Consider the following 14,939-nt stretch of genomic DNA (forward strand, 5'->3'; position numbering starts at 1 on the left):
AAATTCGTCTTGGCGCGCGTTCTTGGCGCGCGGTGGCTGAACCTCGTTTGAATGTGAACGGATGGACAGCGTCATCGTTGCCCGGTGAACTCCTTCAGATAGCCGTTCTGCGGAGACAGAATGATCTGGGTCTCGCCCTTGGCGTCGGGGCTGGCGAAGGTGGTCCGGTACGACTGCATCGCGCGATAGAAGTCGTAGAATTTCGGATCCTTGTTGAACGCCGCGGCATAGATTTCCGCGGCCTGGGCCTGCGCGGTGGCGCGGATGATCTGCGCGTCCTTCAGACCCTGTGCGCGGATCGTCTCGGCCTCCTGGCGCCGTGCCGTCGCCATCCGCATCAGCGCGCTGTCGAGCGGTGAGCCGCTGGGCAGTTCGGTCTGCTTGATGCGCACGTCGACGATCTGCACGCCATATTGGCTGGCGAGCTTTTGCAGCGACGCCTGAACATTATCCATCACTTCGCCGCGTTCGGGGCTGAGCAGTATTTCGGAGCGACGCCGGCCAAGCTCGTTGCGCAGCGACGACCGCAGCAGCGGCTGAAGCTGTTCGCGTAGCCGCTCCTCGGTGTTGACCGTGACGACCATGCGCAGCGGATCGACGATCCGATAGCGCGCGTAGGCGTCGATCTCGAGCCGGAGCTGATCGGTCGAAAGCACGGGTTCGCCGGGCAGTTCGACGTCGAGCACGCGCTTGTCGACCCAGACGATACGATCGAGGAGCGGGATACGCAGGATCGGGCCGGCGCCGGTCCGGCCGAACTGTTCGCCATTCTGATAGGCGTTGACGGTGCGCAGCGGCTTTTCGAGCCGCAGAATCACCGCCTGCTTCGTTTCGGGAACGATCGCGATCGAGCTCATCAGCAGGACGAGCACGACCACGGCGGCGACCGCCAGCGCGATCGGATTGCGATACCAGCTGCTCACTTTGCAGCCCCCTTCGCATCCGGCTCAGCGGCGGCGTCGACGTTGCGGCGCAGCTGGGGCAGGGGAAGATAGGAGGTCACGCCCGGTGCCTCGATGATCGTCTTGTTGCTGCGCGCCAGCACCGTCTCCATCGTCTCGTAATACATGCGCCGCCTGGTCACTTCGGGGGCCAGCCGGTACTGCTCGTAGATCTTGTCGAACTCCGCCGCCTCGCCCTGGGCGGTGGCGAGCACGCGCTGGGCAAAGGCATTGGCGTTGTTGCGGTTCGATTCGGCTTCCTGCTTGGCGGCGGTCACCGCCTTGAAATCCTCGTCCACCTGCTGCGGTGCGGCGGCCTTTTGCACCGCGACGCCCTGGATGCGGATGCCCGAGCGATATTCGTCCAGGATCTGCTGCATCATCGCCTGCGCCTCGGCCTCGATCTCCGAACGGCCTTCGCCGATCGCGTCGTTCAGCGTGGTGTTGGCGATGATCGCGCGCATCGCGCTTTCCGCCGTGGCGCGCACCGTTTCGCGCGGATCCTTGATCTGGAACGCGAATTCGGGGGCACTGCGAATGTCCCAGCGGACCGAATAGGCAAGATCGACGATGTTCTGATCGCCGGTGAGCATCAAATTCTCGCCGGTATTCGGAAAGTTCTCGGTGCGGATGTTGCCGACATCGACGACGTCGACAAGCTGAAACGGCGCCGGAAGCGTGAACTGGATGCCCGGATCGAGCGTCCCCGAATAACGGCCAAGAAACGTCACCACGCCCTTCTCGCGCGGGCCGATCGGGTGGATCGAGGTGAACAGCACCCAGATGCCGACCAGCGCACCGAACACGAGCAGCCACAACCGCGATCCGCTGGGCACGCCGGGAAAGCCCGATCCGCCGCCGCTGCTGCCGCCGCCACCGCCGCGGGCACGGCGGAGCAACTCGTCGAGCGCGCTGGGGGTGTTGGGCCGGTTGCGCCGTCCCTCCGGCGGGATCGACCAGGGATTGCGCCCGCCGCCCCGATCGTCGCCGCCGCCGTTGCCACCGCCGCCCCAGGGGCTCTTCGGCGCTTCGTTGTGGAAGTTGCCCGACGGAATGTCGTGGCCAGAACTATTCGTCATGCCTGCCTTTATAAGGGGCGATACGCGGATTTACAGTGGCAGGAGTCGATTGTGTCCCTATGTCACGCCGCGATGACCAGTTCCGAAGCTCTTTCCGCCGCGCTCGCCCCGGTTTCCGCGGGCCGCGCCACCGCCCGCATCCAGGATGGCCGAGCCAGCATCGTGCTCGACGTCACCGACCTCGCGCCCGACACCGCCGATGCCATCGAAGCCGATGTCCGCGCGGCGGCGACGGGATGGCCCGACGTAAGCGAGGTGCGGCTGTTGCGGACGAGCGAACGGCGGACCCGTCGGATCATCGCCGTGGCGAGCGGCAAGGGCGGCGTCGGCAAGTCGACGGTGGCCGCCAACCTGGCGATCGCGCTGGCGCGGGCGGGACTGAAGGTGGGCGTCGTCGATGCCGACATCTATGGCCCGTCGCAGCCCAAGCTGCTCGGCGCCGAGGGCATCCGCCCGCAGGCGCGCGACAAGACGCTGATCCCGATCGCGACGCCGCACGGCGTGCGGATGCTGTCGATGGGCGGGCTGGTGGCCGAGGGGCAGGCGATCGCCTGGCGCGGGCCGATGGCGGGCGGCGCGCTGGGCCAGCTGGTCGATGCCGATTGGGGCGATACCGAACTGCTGGTGCTCGATCTGCCGCCCGGGACCGGCGACGTGCAGCTGACGATGATCCAGAAGCACAAGCCGACCGGCGCGGTGATCGTATCGACGCCGCAGGATCTGGCGTTGATCGATGCGACGCGCGCGATCGATCTGTTCAACAAGGCCGGGGTGCCGATCATCGGCCTGGTGGAGAACATGGCGGGATATCAATGCCCGCATTGTGGCGAATCGTCGGACCCGTTCGGATCGGGTGGCGCCGAATCGGCTGCCGCGACGATGGGGATTCCGTTTCTGGGCCGCATCCCGCTGGCGATGGCGATCCGCGCTGCATCGGATGCGGGCACGCCCCCGGCTGCGGGGGATAATGGTGATGCGACACCGTTTGGATCGATCGCCGAGTCCGTCTATGAGTGGCTGAAGAGGTGAAGCATGCCGTTGACGCGTGACGAGGATATCCGGGCGCTGCTCGAGGAAACGCGGACCATAGCGATGGTCGGCGCGTCGGATCGGCCGAACCGGCCAAGCAACGGCGTGATGCTGTTGCTCCAGCGGCACGGATACCGGGTGATCCCGATCAACCCGCAGATCACCGGCGAGCATATCCACGGCGAATTCGTGTTCCGCGATCTCGAACAGATCGGCGAGCCGATCGACATGGTCGACATCTTCCGCCGCTCCGAACATGCCGGCGAGGCCGTCGATGCCGCGATTGCGGCAGGCGCCAAGGCGGTGTGGATGCAGCTCGACATCGTCGACGAGGCCGCCGCCGCGCGCGCCGAGGCGGCGGGGCTCAAGGTCGTGATGAACCGTTGCCCCGCCATCGAAATCCGGCGGCTGGGGATCGCCCCCGTCGCCTGATCGCGACGATCAGTCGCGTAGCAGTTCGTTGATGCCGGTCTTGCTGCGGGTCTGCGCGTCGACCGTCTTGACGATCACCGCGCAGTAGAGACCGGGCTTGCCGTCTTCCGCCGGGAGCGTGCCCGGCACCACCACCGCATAAGGCGGCACTTCGCCGCGATAGACCTGCCCGGTCGCGCGATCGACGATCTTGGTCGAGGCGCCGAGATAGACGCCCATCGACAGCACCGCGCCCTCGCCGACGCGCACGCCCTCGGCCACTTCCGACCGCGCGCCGATGAACGCGCCGTCGCCGATGATCACGGGATCGGCCTGCAGCGGCTCCAGCACGCCGCCGATGCCGACACCGCCCGAGAGATGCACGTTCCTGCCGATCTGCGCGCAGCTGCCGACGGTGGTCCAGGTATCGACCATCGTGCCTTCGCCGACATAGGCGCCGATGTTGACGAAGCTCGGCATCAGCACCGCGCCCTTGGCGATGTGTGCGCCGTGGCGGACGATGCTGCCCGGCACCGCGCGGAAGCCGGCGTCGCGGAACGCGGCCTCGCCCCAGCCGGTGAACTTCGAGGGCACCTTGTCGAACCAGGCGGTGCCTTCGGGGCCGGGGACGACGACATTGTCGTTGAGGCGGAAGCTGAGCAGCACCGCCTTCTTGAGCCACTGGTTGACCTGCCAGCCGCCGTCCACCGGCTCGGCAACGCGGGCCTCGCCGCGATCGAGCAGGTTCAGCGCTTCGGCGACGGCTTCGCGCACCGCGCCCTCGGTGGCGAAGCTCAGGTTCGCGCGGTCTTCCCAGGCGGCGTCGATCGTCGCGGCGAGATCGGTCATGTCAGCTCTCCAGAACGGTGTGGAGCCAGGCTCCGAGATCGGTGATGGTATAGTCGATGAAGCTGCGATCGGCGTCGGGCGTCTGTTCGGAACCGTTGTCGATCCACACGGTGGTCATGCCGATCGCCTTGGCCGGTTTCAGGTTGCGCGCCATATCCTCGACGAACAGCGATTCGTGCGGGTCCAGTGCATAGGCCTCGCACAGCCCCTGATAGGCGGCGGGCTCGGGCTTGGGGCGATAGGCGGTGGCGTGGACGTCGTGGATCGCCTCGAACGTTTCGGCGAGGCCGAGCTTTTCGAGCACGCGCTGCGCATAGGGCGCGTCGCCATTGGTGAAGACGAGCTTGCGGCCGGGCAGCCGCGCCAGTGCCTCGACCAGCGCCTCATTCTGTTCGAGGACGCTCATGTCGACGTCGTGGACATAATCGAGATAATGGTGCGGATCGGTGCCATGTTCGGCCATCAGGCCCGACAAGGTGGTGCCGTGCGCGTGGAAATAGGCCTTTTGCACGCGGTACGCCTCTTCCGGCGAGCAGGCGAGCAGCTGCTGCACATACTCGCCGATGCGCGCATCGATCAGCGCGAACAGATTGGCGCTCGCCGGATAGAGCGTGTTGTCGAGATCGAAGATCCAGTTGCGGACATGCGAGAGCTGGGCGAGCATCGCGCCGGGCTCTAGGAGTTGCCCGCCCGTGTCGCAAGCCGGATCGCGGCATTCTGCTTGGCGTCATGGTAAACAAGCGGAAACGGATCGCACCGTAAAGCGGGCGCTCGTGAGTCGGGGACGAGTTGTTATGCGAGTAGCGTTGCGCGGGTTGTGGTTGCGGTCGACGGCGGTCGGCGCACTGGTGCTGTTGGGCGCGTGCAGCGGCGGCGGGGGCGGGGGCGGCATTTCGACCACGCCGGCCCCGGCTCCCGCGCCGACACCGACGCCTACCCCCACGCCGGTGCCGGCCCCCACCCCGACACCCACGCCGACACCCAGCGTCAATTACGACACCAGCGAATATCGGGCGACGGTGGGCGCCGTTTCGATGAACGCGCTGACCGCCTATGAGAACGGCGCCACCGGCGAATCGATCAAGGTGGGCGTCATCGATTCGGGGATCGACCTGCAGAGCGCCGAATTTGGCGACTGTTCGGGCGGCATCGGCACCGGTACCTGCCGCATCACGTCCAGCTCGGCCGACACCGCCGGCAATGGCTCGATCGACGATGTCGGCGGGCACGGCACGGCCGTCGCCTTCACCATCGCGGGCCGCAACAATGGCGCCGGTACGCACGGCGTGGCGTTCAACGCGCAGCTCGTGGTGCTGCGGGCCGATACGCCCGGATCGTGCGACGGTAGCGATACGAGCAGCTGCAAGTTCAACGACAGCGCGATCGCTGCCGGGCTCGACAAGGCGCGGCTTGCGGGCGCGCGCGTCGTCAACATCTCGCTGGGGGGCGATACCGCCTCCGGCACGCTTTCGGCGGCGATCGATCGCGCCACGGCGGCGGGCGTGATCGTGGTGATTTCCGCGGGCAACGACGGCGCCGCCAATCCCGATGGCTTTAGCAGCCCGGCCACGAACACGGCGGTATCGCGCGGGCTGGTCATCATCGCCGGATCGGTCGATTCGAACGACACGATTTCCAGCTTCTCGAACCGGGCCGGCAGCTCCGCGAGCGTCTATCTGACCGCGGTCGGCGAAAGCGTCCGCGCGCCCGACGCGAGCAACACGCCCTATCTCTGGTCGGGCACCTCCTTCTCCGCGCCGCAGATCGCCGGCGCGATCGCGCTGCTGGCCCAGGCGTTTCCAAACCTGACCGCCAAGCAGATCGTCGACCTGATCTATGCCACCGCGCGTGACGTGGGCGACCCCGGGGTGGACGCAGTCTATGGTCGCGGCGTGCTCGATCTGACGCGCGCGTTCCAGCCGGTCGGCACAACCTCGCTCGCAGGCTCGACCGGCACCGTTTCGGCTTCGGTGAACGCGATGCTATCGACGCCGATGGGCGATGCCAGCCAGGGGGCGCTGGGCACGGTGGTGCTCGATTCGTTCCAGCGCGCATTCCATACTGAACTTGGCGGCACGATCCGGCGCCAGACGCCGTCGCGCAACCTGCCGTCACTGATGGCGACGCGCGACCGCAGCTTTGCGGTCGGGCTCGACCAGATGCGCGTCGCCGTGACGATCGTGCCGACGCATGATTCGGTGCGGATCGAGACGCTGGGGATCAGCAGCCGCGATGCCGGCGTCGCGCGGATGATCGCGACGACGATAAGCGGGCGGCTCGGCTCGCGTGCGCAGTTCGCGATCGGCGCGTCGCAGGGCGGCAACATGCTGACCGCGCAGCTTGCCGGGCGGAGCGACCCGGCGTTCCTGATCGCGCGCGATCCGATCACCAGCGCCGGCTTCGATACCGATGTCGGCGGATCGGCGGCCGTGCGGCAGGCGTTCGGCGCGTGGGGCGTGACGATGGCCAGCGAATATGGCGACGTGCTGGCGCAGCGTGACGGCGAGGCGCCGGCGCTGCGCTATCGCTACGAACGGTTCGGCTATGGCCGGACGACGCTGGCGCTCGATCGCCAGTTCGGCGCGCTGGGCGCGAGCATCGCGCTGACCCGGCTGAGCGAGAACAACACGGTGCTCGGCGCCCGGTTCAGCGCAGGGCTGGGCGCGGCGCGGGCGAACAGCCTGTTCGCCGACATGGCGGCGCAGTGGCTGCCCGGCGGCGGCTGGCGGATCGGCGGGTCGCTGCGGCGCGGCTGGACCGATGCGCAGCTGCGCAACGGCGTGCGTGGATCGGGCGCGATCCGCACCAGCGCCTGGGCCGCTGATATCGGCAAGGACCGGCTGTTCAGCGGCAGCGACTCGATCGGCATTCGCGTGGCACAACCGCTGCGCGTGTCGCAGGGCGGGCTGGACCTGTCGCTGCCGCAGGGCTGGGACTATGCGACGGGCAGCGTCACCGACTGGGCGGGATCGCGCGTCAATCTCGCTCCAAACGGGCGCGAGATCGATTACGAGCTTCGCTATCGCTGGGACTTCCTGTCGGGCGACGTCAGCAGCAACCTGTTCGTGCGCCGCCAGCCGGGCAATTTCGCATCGATGCCCGACGATGTCGGCGGCGCGGTGCGGCTGAGCTGGGGCTTCTGACGGGTTTTCGCCGGCGCACGACGCCGCTATCGCCGCCGGGAGGACGCCCGAGGGAGATGGCGAGTGATCGAGATTTCGAACACGCGGCTCAGCGCTGCGATCAACCCGCTGGGCGCCGAGCTTTCATCGCTGCGCGATGCCGGCGGCCATGAGCTGATGACCGATGGCGATCCCGCCTTCTGGTCCGGGCGGGCGCCGCTGCTGTTTCCGATCGTCGGGCGGCTGGTGGGCGATCGCTACCGGCTCGACGGCCGCGACTATAGCCTGCCGCAGCACGGCTTCGCCCGGCGGCGAGGCTTTGAGCTGGTGTCGCAGCTCGGCGATCGAGCGACCTTCCGGCTGACCGACGATGCCGAGACGCGCGCGGTCTATCCCTTCGCCTTCGCGCTCGATGCGACCTATCGGCTGGAAGAGGCGACGCTGTGGATCGAGATTGCGGCGACCAACCGCGACACCCGGGACATGCCGGCCAGCTTCGGGTTCCACCCCGCCTTTGCCTGGCCGCTGCCCTATGGCGCACCCCGCGGCGCGCACCGAATCCTGTTCGACGAGCCGGAATTCACGTCGCTGCGATATATTGGCGAGGGCGGGATCGCGCCCGATCGCCGGCCGAGCCCGGTCGCGGGGCGGACGCTGGCGCTGTCGAACGATCTGTTCACCGCCGATGCGCTGATCTGGGACGATCTGGCCAGCCGCGGGCTGCTCTATGGCGCCGAAGACGGGCCGCAATTGCGCATCCGCTTTCCCGATACCGGCCTGCTCGGCATCTGGACCAAGCCGGGTGCACGCTTCGTCTGTGTCGAGCCCTGGTGGGGGATTGCCGATCCGGCGGGGTTCGAGGGCGAGATCTGGGACAAGTCCGGCATCCAGCGGCTGGCGCCGGGCGAGACGCGGCGCTTTGGCATGGACGTGACACTGCTCGAACGCGGCTGAGAACGGAAGCCTTCACGATCGGTGGCGTTCTTCCGGTGAACCTTCACCGCATCGCAGGAGACCGTCATGCGCCGCTTCCTTCTCGCCACCGCATCCGCCGCCGCGCTCAGCCTCGGGGCGGGCGTGCTGGCGCGATATCGCTCGCGCAAGGCGGCGGCGGAGGGCAGCGTGTCTGCCGAAGAACCGCTGGGCTTCCAGGATGAGGCCCGCGCCGTCACGCGCAAGGCGATCCAGTATTTCGTCGTGCCGATGTGGCTCGCGGCGGGGCTGGCCGACTGGTGGTGCCACCGGCGTACCGAGATCGAGGATACCACCGGTCTCAAGGAAACGCTGATCCATCTGACGATGCTGGGCGAGGCCGCCGTGCCGGTGTTCGCCGGCTTCTTTCTGGAATTGGACCCGCTGGTGCTCGGCGTGATGGTCGCCGCCTTCTTCCTGCACGAAGGAACGGCGATGTGGGACGTCTCCTATGCCGTGACGGCGCGCGACGTGGTGCCGCTGGAACAGCATGTCCACAGCTTCCTGGAGATGGTGCCGCTACTCGCGGTGTCGTTCGTGTCGTTGCTGCACTGGCCGCAGCTGCTGGCGCTGCTGGGCCGGCGCGTCGAGCCTTATCGCCCGATCGGCGTGAAGCGCGATCCGCTGGACAAGACCTATGTGTTCGGTGCGCTGGGCGCGATGGCGACGCTGGAGTTCCTGCCCTATGTCGAGGAGGCCGTGCGCGACTGGCGGGCGCATCCGGGCAAGCTGATGCCACCCAAGGCGATCGCTGCCGCCGCCTGAGCCGGCTGCCGTCTCTTCGCAGGGCAGCCGTGGCACGTGTCCCGGCTGGATAATGATCCCGTCTCCGACTAAAGCGGCCGGATTCTCCCCTCCGTTCGAAGCACCTGCATGTCCCCCTCCGATCGTCGTACGTTCGCCATCATCTCGCACCCGGACGCGGGCAAGACCACGCTCACCGAAAAGCTGCTGCTGTTCGGCGGCGCGATCCATCTTGCCGGCGAAGTAAAGGCACGTGGCGCGGCGCGGCGTGCGCGCTCGGACTGGATGAAGATCGAGCAGCAGCGCGGCATCTCGGTCACCAGCTCGGTGATGACCTTCGAGCGCGACGGCATCACCTTCAACCTGCTCGACACGCCGGGCCACGAGGACTTCTCGGAAGACACCTACCGCACGCTCACCGCCGTCGACTCCGCGGTGATGGTGATCGACGTCGCCAAGGGCATCGAGAGCCAGACGCGCAAGCTGTTCGAGGTCTGCCGGCTGCGCAACGTGCCGATCATCACCTTCGTCAACAAGGTCGACCGCGAGGGCCGCGAGGTGTTCGCGACGCTCGATGAGGTGGCCGAGCTGCTGCAGCTGGACGTGGTGCCCATGACCTGGCCCGTAGGCATGGGCGGCACCTTCGAGGGCATCTACGACCTCGCGACCAAGCGGCTGCTGCTGCCGGAGGGGGATGCCCGCGAATTCCACGGCAAGGTGATCCAGACCACCGGGCTCGACGATCCGCAGCTCGATGCGATCCTCTCGGCCGACAATCTCGCCAAGCTGCGCGAGGATGTCGAGCTGGCCCAGGCCGGCTATGCCGAATTCGATGGCGAGGCCTATCGGAACGGCGACATGACGCCGGTCTATTTCGGCTCGGCGCTGAAAGAGTTCGGGGTGGATTCGCTGATCGCCGCGATCGCCGAGTTCGCGCCGCCGCCGCATGCGCTGCCCGCCGAGCCCGCGCCGGTCGAGCCGACCCGCGACGAGGTGACCGGCTTCGTGTTCAAGGTCCAGGCCAACATGGACCCTAACCACCGCGACCGCATCGCCTTCATGCGGCTGGTCTCGGGCACCTTCAAGCGCGGCATGAAGCTGACGCCGACCGGGCATGGCAAGCCGATCGCGATCCACTCGCCGATCCTGTTCTTCGCCCGCGAGCGCGAGCTGGCCGACGAGGCGTTCCCGGGAGACATCATCGGCATCCCCAACCACGGCACGCTGCGCGTGGGCGACACGCTTTCCGAGCGGGCTGGGGTGCGCTTCACCGGGCTGCCGAACTTCGCGCCGGAAATCCTGCGCCGCGTGGCGCTGAAGGATCCGACCAAGACCAAGCAGCTGCGCAAGGCGCTCGACGATCTTTCCGAAGAGGGCGTGATCCAGGTCTTCTATCCGGAGATCGGATCGAACTGGATCATCGGCGTGGTCGGCCAGCTGCAGCTCGACGTGCTGCTCAGCCGGCTGGATGCGGAATATAAGGTGGGCGCGGTGCTCGAGGCTTCGCCCTATGACACGGCGCGCTGGATTTCGTCGGACGATCCGGCGGCGCTCAAGGAGTTCGTAGACCTCAATCGCAGTGCGCTCGCCAAGGATCGCGACGGCAATCCCGTCTTCCTGGCGAAGTCGGCCTGGGAAGTCGGCTATATCGCCGATCGCTATGCCAAGGTGACGTTCGCGGCGACGCGCGAGCGCTGATCAGGCTGCGACGCGCGCTTCCCGGCCGTGCTCGCTCATGCCGCTGGCGATCCAGTCGCGGATGCGCTGGGCGCGGCCCAGATCGGCTTCGAACTTCGCGAGCAGTTCCTCGGCGCCACTGGTGTCGGTGCCGGCGGCACGCATCATGGCCAGAACTTCCTGCTGGGCGGCAATGTGGCGCTCGGCGAGCACCACATTCTTCTCGGCTTTGGCGAGGTCGGTCGGGGTGTAGCTCATGTGGTTAATATAGAACGACCGCGCGGCGAACGAGAATCGCGGTCAATCCACCCAGTCGCTTGCGAGCCGCCGGCTTGCCAGCGCCATCAGCGCGCCGGCGACGAGATACAGGCTCAGCCCGGCCGCGATGGCGTAGCGCAGGCCGTCCGCTTCGCCATAGACGGGCGCCAGCTGTTTCGACAGCCGACCGATCACCCAGCTGCCCAGGCCCAGGCCGATCAGGTTGTTGATGAGCAGGAACGAGGCGGATGCCGTCGCGCGCATCTGTGGCGGCACGAGGTGCTGGACCGCGGTGAGCACCGGCCCGAGCCAGACATAGACCAGCGCTTGGGGCACAAGGAACAGCAGGAACGCTGCCTGCCAGCTTTGCGCGAGCACGCCCGCGACGAATAGCGGGAGGCCGAGGACATAGCTGATCGCCGGGGCCAGCGCGTACCATTTGCGGTCGCGCTGGCCCAGCCGGTCGCCGAGCCAGCCGCCGAGCAGGATGCCGGCAACGCCGCCCGTGAGCAGCAGTCCGCCGAAAAACTGGCCGACCTGTGCGAGATCGAGCTGGAAACTGCGCAGGATCAGGCTCGGCAGCCAGAAAGCGACGCCATAGCCGCACATCGATCCCGCCGCCGCGCCAAAGGCAAGCAGCCAGAAACTCGGCTTGGCCGCGAGCATTCCGAACACGCGGCCGAGCGGCACCGAGCCCTTCACCGGCGCAGCGCGTGGCGGGTCGCGGACGAGCAGCTTGAACGGCAACGCGATCGCCAGCCCGAGCAGCCCGACGACGAGGAAGGCGGTGCGCCACTCCACCGTCTGCGCGATATAGCCGCCAAGCAGTGCGCCGCCCGCCGAGCCCAGCGGGATGCCGAGCGAATAGATCGACAGCGCCCGTGCGCGTTGTTGCGGCGGATAGGCATCGGCGATCAGCGCATAGCTGGGCGCCACCCCGCCGGCCTCGCCGACGCCGACGCCGAGCCGGAACAGGAACATGCTCGTAAAGCTCTGCGCCGCGCCGCACAGCGCGGTGAAGGCGCTCCACACGCCCAGCGACACCGTGATCACCCAGCTGCGGCTGGTGCGATCCGCCAGCATCGCCAGGGGAATCGCAAGCGTGGAATAGAGCAGCGCGAAGGCGAAGCCGCCGAGCATGCCCAGCTGGGCGTCGTCCAGCCCCAGGTCTGCCTTCACCGGCTGGGCGAGGATCGAGAGGATCTGCCGGTCGAGGAAATTGAAGATATAGACCAGCAGCAGCATCGCGAGGACGATGCCGCGCGGCGTGGCGGGACGGGCGGGGTGCGGGGGCATGGTGCGTCCTTTGTGCGCTGGTGGGCGGCTTGATGCTAGCGCTGTGGTCAACCTCACCCTCCCCACCGCCTGCGGCGGCGGGTCCCCTCCCTCTCCCATAGGGAGAGGGCGCTTATTCCCTCTCCCTGTGGGGGAGGGAGGGAGGCGCGGAGCGCCGGAAGGGTGAGGGTGATCGGGGACCCCTAGAACTTCACCGTGCCCGTCACGAACACCTGCCGCGGATTGCCGTAATAGGCGGTCAACACGCCCTCGGTCCCCAGCGTCGGGATATAATTGCCCGAGGCGTTGCGGAGGAAATCGCCGGTGTCGGGGTTCTGCGCGAGGAAGTTATAGCCCGACACGATGTAGCGCCTGTCGAACAGGTTGCGGCCGTGGAGGCCGAAGGAGAGCATCCGGTTCACGTCCCAGTTGAGGTTCGCGTCGAACAGCGTGAAGCCGGGCTGATCGAGCATCGGCGTGCGCAGCTCGAACTGTTGCGAGGCGCTGCGGTACGAAGCGGTGACGCTCGCCGCCACCGAACCTTCGCTGCCCACCGGCATCGAATAGCCGATCGTGCCGCTGGCGGTCCAATCGGGCGTGTTCTGGATGCGGCGTTCATCCGCCACGTCGATGCCGCGCGAATCGATGAATTCGAGGTAGCGCGCATCGAGATAGCCCACCGACCAGTTGAAGTTCAGCGTGCCGCCCGGCGTGCCCAGATCGCGCGCGGCGACCAGATTGCCTTCGAATTCCACGCCGCGCATCCGCGCCTTGCCGGCGTTGGTGGTGATGCCGATGAAGCTCTGCTGGCCGTTGATCGTGGTGCCGATCGAGCCGGGCACCTGCACATCGGTGTAATCGGCATGGAAGGCGGCCAGCGCGAAGGTCAGCCGGCGATCGAACAGCGAAGCCTTGTAGCCGATTTCGTAGCTGGTGACGGTTTCGGGATCGAACGACATGAAGTCGTAGACCTGGGCGGGCGTGCAAATGGTGCCGCCGGGCGTTCGGCACGCGCTGGTCTGGCCGCGCGGATCGAAGCCGCCGCCCTTGAAGCCTTCCGCCCAGCTTGCATAGAGCGTGTGGTCGTTGCCGGGCTTGAAGCTGATCGAGGCGCGGGGCGTGAACTTCGAAAAATTGGCGGTGCCCCGGAAATCGGAGGTGGTGGCGAACAGCGTCCCGGCGCCCCCGAAGAAGGGCGATCCGCCGCCGAGGAAGGTCTGGCGCAGCACGCGCGACTGGCGCTGGTCCCAGGTATAGCGACCGCCGGCGGACAGGCTGATCATCGGCGTGACATCGTAGGTGAAGTCGCCGAACACGGCGACGGTATCGGTGTTCACATCGCCGAAGGTCAGTGCGGTCACGCCGCCCGGAAGGCGGACGTCGAATATCGTCTTTGCCTTGGCGTCGAGATAATAGACGCCGAGCAGGCCCGAAAAGCTGCCGGTATCGACCAGCAGCTGGGTTTCTTGGCTGAACTGCTTGTTGTTGTAGAAGGCCGGTACGTCGACCTGGACGGCAGGCAGCGCATCGAAATCGATCGGCGTCGCGCTGTCGTCCTTGCGATAGGCGGTGATCGAACGGAGTGTCATCCAGTCGGTGGGGTGCAACTCGGCGAGCCCGGTGATGCCCCACGCCTTCACGTCCTGACGCGGCGTGACGAGGCCGCCCTGCGAATCGAACTTGTCGGTGAGGACGGGGGTGCCGCTGACCAGGCCCGGGATCAGCCGATGGCCGCCGCGCGGATTGCTCTTGTCGTGCGTGTAATCGCCCGACAGGCGGAAGAAAGCGCTGCTGCTCGGCTCGAATTCGATCGTGCCGCGCGCCGCCCAGAGATCCTTGTTGTAGTTTTCCTCGCCGGTGGTGAGATTGGTGCCGAAGCCGCCGCGGCTGAGCCGTGCGCCAGCGGCGCTGACCTTCAAGCCGGTGTCGCCGATCGGCGCACTGGCGCTGACCACCAGATCGGCCTGGTTGTACGAACCATAGGTGCCGCGCACCTGAAGCATCGGGTCCATGCCGATGCGCTTGGTGACGTATTTGACGGCGCCGCCGATCGTGTTGCGGCCATAAAGCGTGCCCTGCGGCCCGCGCAGCACCTCGATCCGTTCGACGTCGTAGATGTCGAGTACCGCCGCCTGCGGCCGGTTCAGGTACACGTCATCGAGATACAGGCCGACACCTGCCTCGAATCCCGCGACCGGATCCTGCTGGCCGACCCCGCGAATGAAGGCGGACAGCGTGTTATTGGTGCCGCGCGACACTTCCAGCGTCACGTTGGGTGCGGAATTGCCGATATCGGTGATGTCGAGCGCGCCCTGCGCATTGAGCTGCGCGCCGCTGATCGCGGTGACGGCGATCGGCACGTCGATCAGGCTTTCCTCGCGGCGGCGGGCGGTGACGATGATCTCGCCGTCCATCGATTCAGCCTGTGCGGCGGCGCTTGCCGGGGCATCCGCTTCCTGCGCAAAGGCGGGGGTGGTGGAGAGCAGCGCAACGCCGGCGAGCAGGGCGATGCGAACGGAATCGTGCCGTGACATGCGTGGTAATCCTCCCCTGGTGCAACCCGTCGGATGCGGGTTGTAAGC

The 14,939-nt window shown here is 67.2% G+C and carries 13 protein-coding genes; 6 read left to right on the top strand and 7 right to left on the bottom strand.

Translation table 11 applies throughout. The features are described from left to right. Positions 1–71: 71 nt before the first annotated feature. Positions 72–923: a protease modulator HflC gene (hflC, locus tag ACX40Y_RS05815; RefSeq protein ID WP_459118603.1), complete on the bottom strand. Its 852-nt coding sequence runs from the start codon at positions 921–923 to the stop codon at positions 72–74. Continuing rightward, positions 920–2,020, bottom strand: coding sequence for a protease modulator HflK (gene hflK / locus ACX40Y_RS05820; protein WP_459118604.1), 1,101 nt, complete (start codon positions 2,018–2,020; stop codon positions 920–922). The genes hflC and hflK overlap by 4 nt, the downstream gene beginning before the upstream one ends. 72 nt (positions 2,021–2,092) lie before the next feature. On the opposite strand from hflK, the gene ACX40Y_RS05825 reads away from it, so the two are divergent. Together ACX40Y_RS05825 and ACX40Y_RS05830 are read left to right on the top strand one after the other, a co-directional pair. Next, positions 2,093–3,049: an Mrp/NBP35 family ATP-binding protein gene (locus tag ACX40Y_RS05825; RefSeq protein WP_459118605.1), complete on the top strand. Its 957-nt coding sequence runs from the start codon at positions 2,093–2,095 to the stop codon at positions 3,047–3,049. 3 nt (positions 3,050–3,052) lie between these two features. Next, positions 3,053–3,481: a CoA-binding protein gene (locus ACX40Y_RS05830; protein ID WP_459118606.1), complete on the top strand. Its 429-nt coding sequence runs from the start codon at positions 3,053–3,055 to the stop codon at positions 3,479–3,481. Between the two features lie 9 nt (positions 3,482–3,490). On the opposite strand, the gene dapD is transcribed toward ACX40Y_RS05830, so the two are convergent. Both dapD and ACX40Y_RS05840 read right to left on the bottom strand, forming a co-directional pair. After that, positions 3,491–4,309 carry a 2,3,4,5-tetrahydropyridine-2,6-dicarboxylate N-succinyltransferase gene (dapD, locus tag ACX40Y_RS05835; protein ID WP_459118607.1) on the bottom strand — a complete coding sequence of 273 codons (819 nt, stop codon included), beginning with the start codon at positions 4,307–4,309 and terminating at the stop codon, positions 3,491–3,493. A 1-nt stretch (position 4,310) separates the two neighbouring features. Further along, positions 4,311–4,973 (bottom strand): pyrimidine 5'-nucleotidase, encoded by a 663-nt coding sequence (locus ACX40Y_RS05840; RefSeq protein ID WP_459118608.1) that lies wholly within the window; start codon positions 4,971–4,973, stop codon positions 4,311–4,313. A gap of 130 nt (positions 4,974–5,103) precedes the next feature. Between ACX40Y_RS05840 and ACX40Y_RS05845 the strand changes: the two genes are divergently transcribed. The 4 genes from ACX40Y_RS05845 to ACX40Y_RS05860 all read left to right on the top strand — a co-directional run bounded on the left by ACX40Y_RS05845 (position 5,104) and on the right by ACX40Y_RS05860 (position 10,845). Next, positions 5,104–7,452: a S8 family peptidase gene (locus tag ACX40Y_RS05845; RefSeq protein WP_459118609.1), complete on the top strand. Its 2,349-nt coding sequence runs from the start codon at positions 5,104–5,106 to the stop codon at positions 7,450–7,452. 63 nt (positions 7,453–7,515) lie between these two features. Beyond that, a complete protein-coding gene (locus tag ACX40Y_RS05850; protein ID WP_459118610.1) occupies positions 7,516–8,385 on the top strand; it encodes an aldose 1-epimerase family protein in 870 nt (289 codons plus the stop codon). A 66-nt stretch (positions 8,386–8,451) separates the two neighbouring features. Further along, complete coding sequence (locus ACX40Y_RS05855) at positions 8,452–9,168, top strand: hypothetical protein (protein WP_459118611.1); 717 nt, start codon at positions 8,452–8,454, stop codon at positions 9,166–9,168. 108 nt (positions 9,169–9,276) lie between these two features. Then, positions 9,277–10,845 (top strand): peptide chain release factor 3, encoded by a 1,569-nt coding sequence (locus ACX40Y_RS05860; protein ID WP_459118612.1) that lies wholly within the window; start codon positions 9,277–9,279, stop codon positions 10,843–10,845. On the opposite strand, the gene ACX40Y_RS05865 is transcribed toward ACX40Y_RS05860, so the two are convergent. The 3 genes from ACX40Y_RS05865 to ACX40Y_RS05875 all read right to left on the bottom strand — a co-directional run bounded on the left by ACX40Y_RS05865 (position 10,846) and on the right by ACX40Y_RS05875 (position 14,891). Further along, a complete protein-coding gene (locus tag ACX40Y_RS05865) occupies positions 10,846–11,082 on the bottom strand; it encodes a hypothetical protein (protein WP_459118613.1) in 237 nt (78 codons plus the stop codon). Positions 11,083–11,124: 42 nt separating this feature from the next. Next, a complete protein-coding gene (locus ACX40Y_RS05870) occupies positions 11,125–12,378 on the bottom strand; it encodes a spinster family MFS transporter (protein WP_459118614.1) in 1,254 nt (417 codons plus the stop codon). Positions 12,379–12,560: 182 nt separating this feature from the next. After that, entirely contained in the window at positions 12,561–14,891 is a 2,331-nt protein-coding gene (locus ACX40Y_RS05875; protein WP_459118615.1) for a TonB-dependent receptor, read from the bottom strand. Positions 14,892–14,939: the final 48 nt, after the last annotated feature.

This window comes from Sphingomonas sp. RS6 (genome assembly GCF_054489705.1).

Bases quoted from the DNA above. Each gene is read 5' to 3' on its own strand.
- dapD (WP_459118607.1), bottom strand. From the start codon at position 4,309: ATGACCGATCTCGCCGCGACGATCGACGCCGCCTGGGAAGACCGCGCG.
- ACX40Y_RS05860 (WP_459118612.1), top strand. From the start codon at position 9,277: ATGTCCCCCTCCGATCGTCGTACGTTCGCCATCATCTCGCACCCGGAC.
- ACX40Y_RS05845 (WP_459118609.1), top strand. From the start codon at position 5,104: ATGCGAGTAGCGTTGCGCGGGTTGTGGTTGCGGTCGACGGCGGTCGGC.
- ACX40Y_RS05865 (WP_459118613.1), bottom strand. From the start codon at position 11,082: ATGAGCTACACCCCGACCGACCTCGCCAAAGCCGAGAAGAATGTGGTG.
- ACX40Y_RS05830 (WP_459118606.1), top strand. From the start codon at position 3,053: ATGCCGTTGACGCGTGACGAGGATATCCGGGCGCTGCTCGAGGAAACG.
- ACX40Y_RS05855 (WP_459118611.1), top strand. From the start codon at position 8,452: ATGCGCCGCTTCCTTCTCGCCACCGCATCCGCCGCCGCGCTCAGCCTC.
- ACX40Y_RS05875 (WP_459118615.1), bottom strand. From the start codon at position 14,891: ATGTCACGGCACGATTCCGTTCGCATCGCCCTGCTCGCCGGCGTTGCG.
- ACX40Y_RS05825 (WP_459118605.1), top strand. From the start codon at position 2,093: ATGACCAGTTCCGAAGCTCTTTCCGCCGCGCTCGCCCCGGTTTCCGCG.
- ACX40Y_RS05870 (WP_459118614.1), bottom strand. From the start codon at position 12,378: ATGCCCCCGCACCCCGCCCGTCCCGCCACGCCGCGCGGCATCGTCCTC.
- hflK (WP_459118604.1), bottom strand. From the start codon at position 2,020: ATGACGAATAGTTCTGGCCACGACATTCCGTCGGGCAACTTCCACAAC.
- ACX40Y_RS05840 (WP_459118608.1), bottom strand. From the start codon at position 4,973: ATGCTCGCCCAGCTCTCGCATGTCCGCAACTGGATCTTCGATCTCGAC.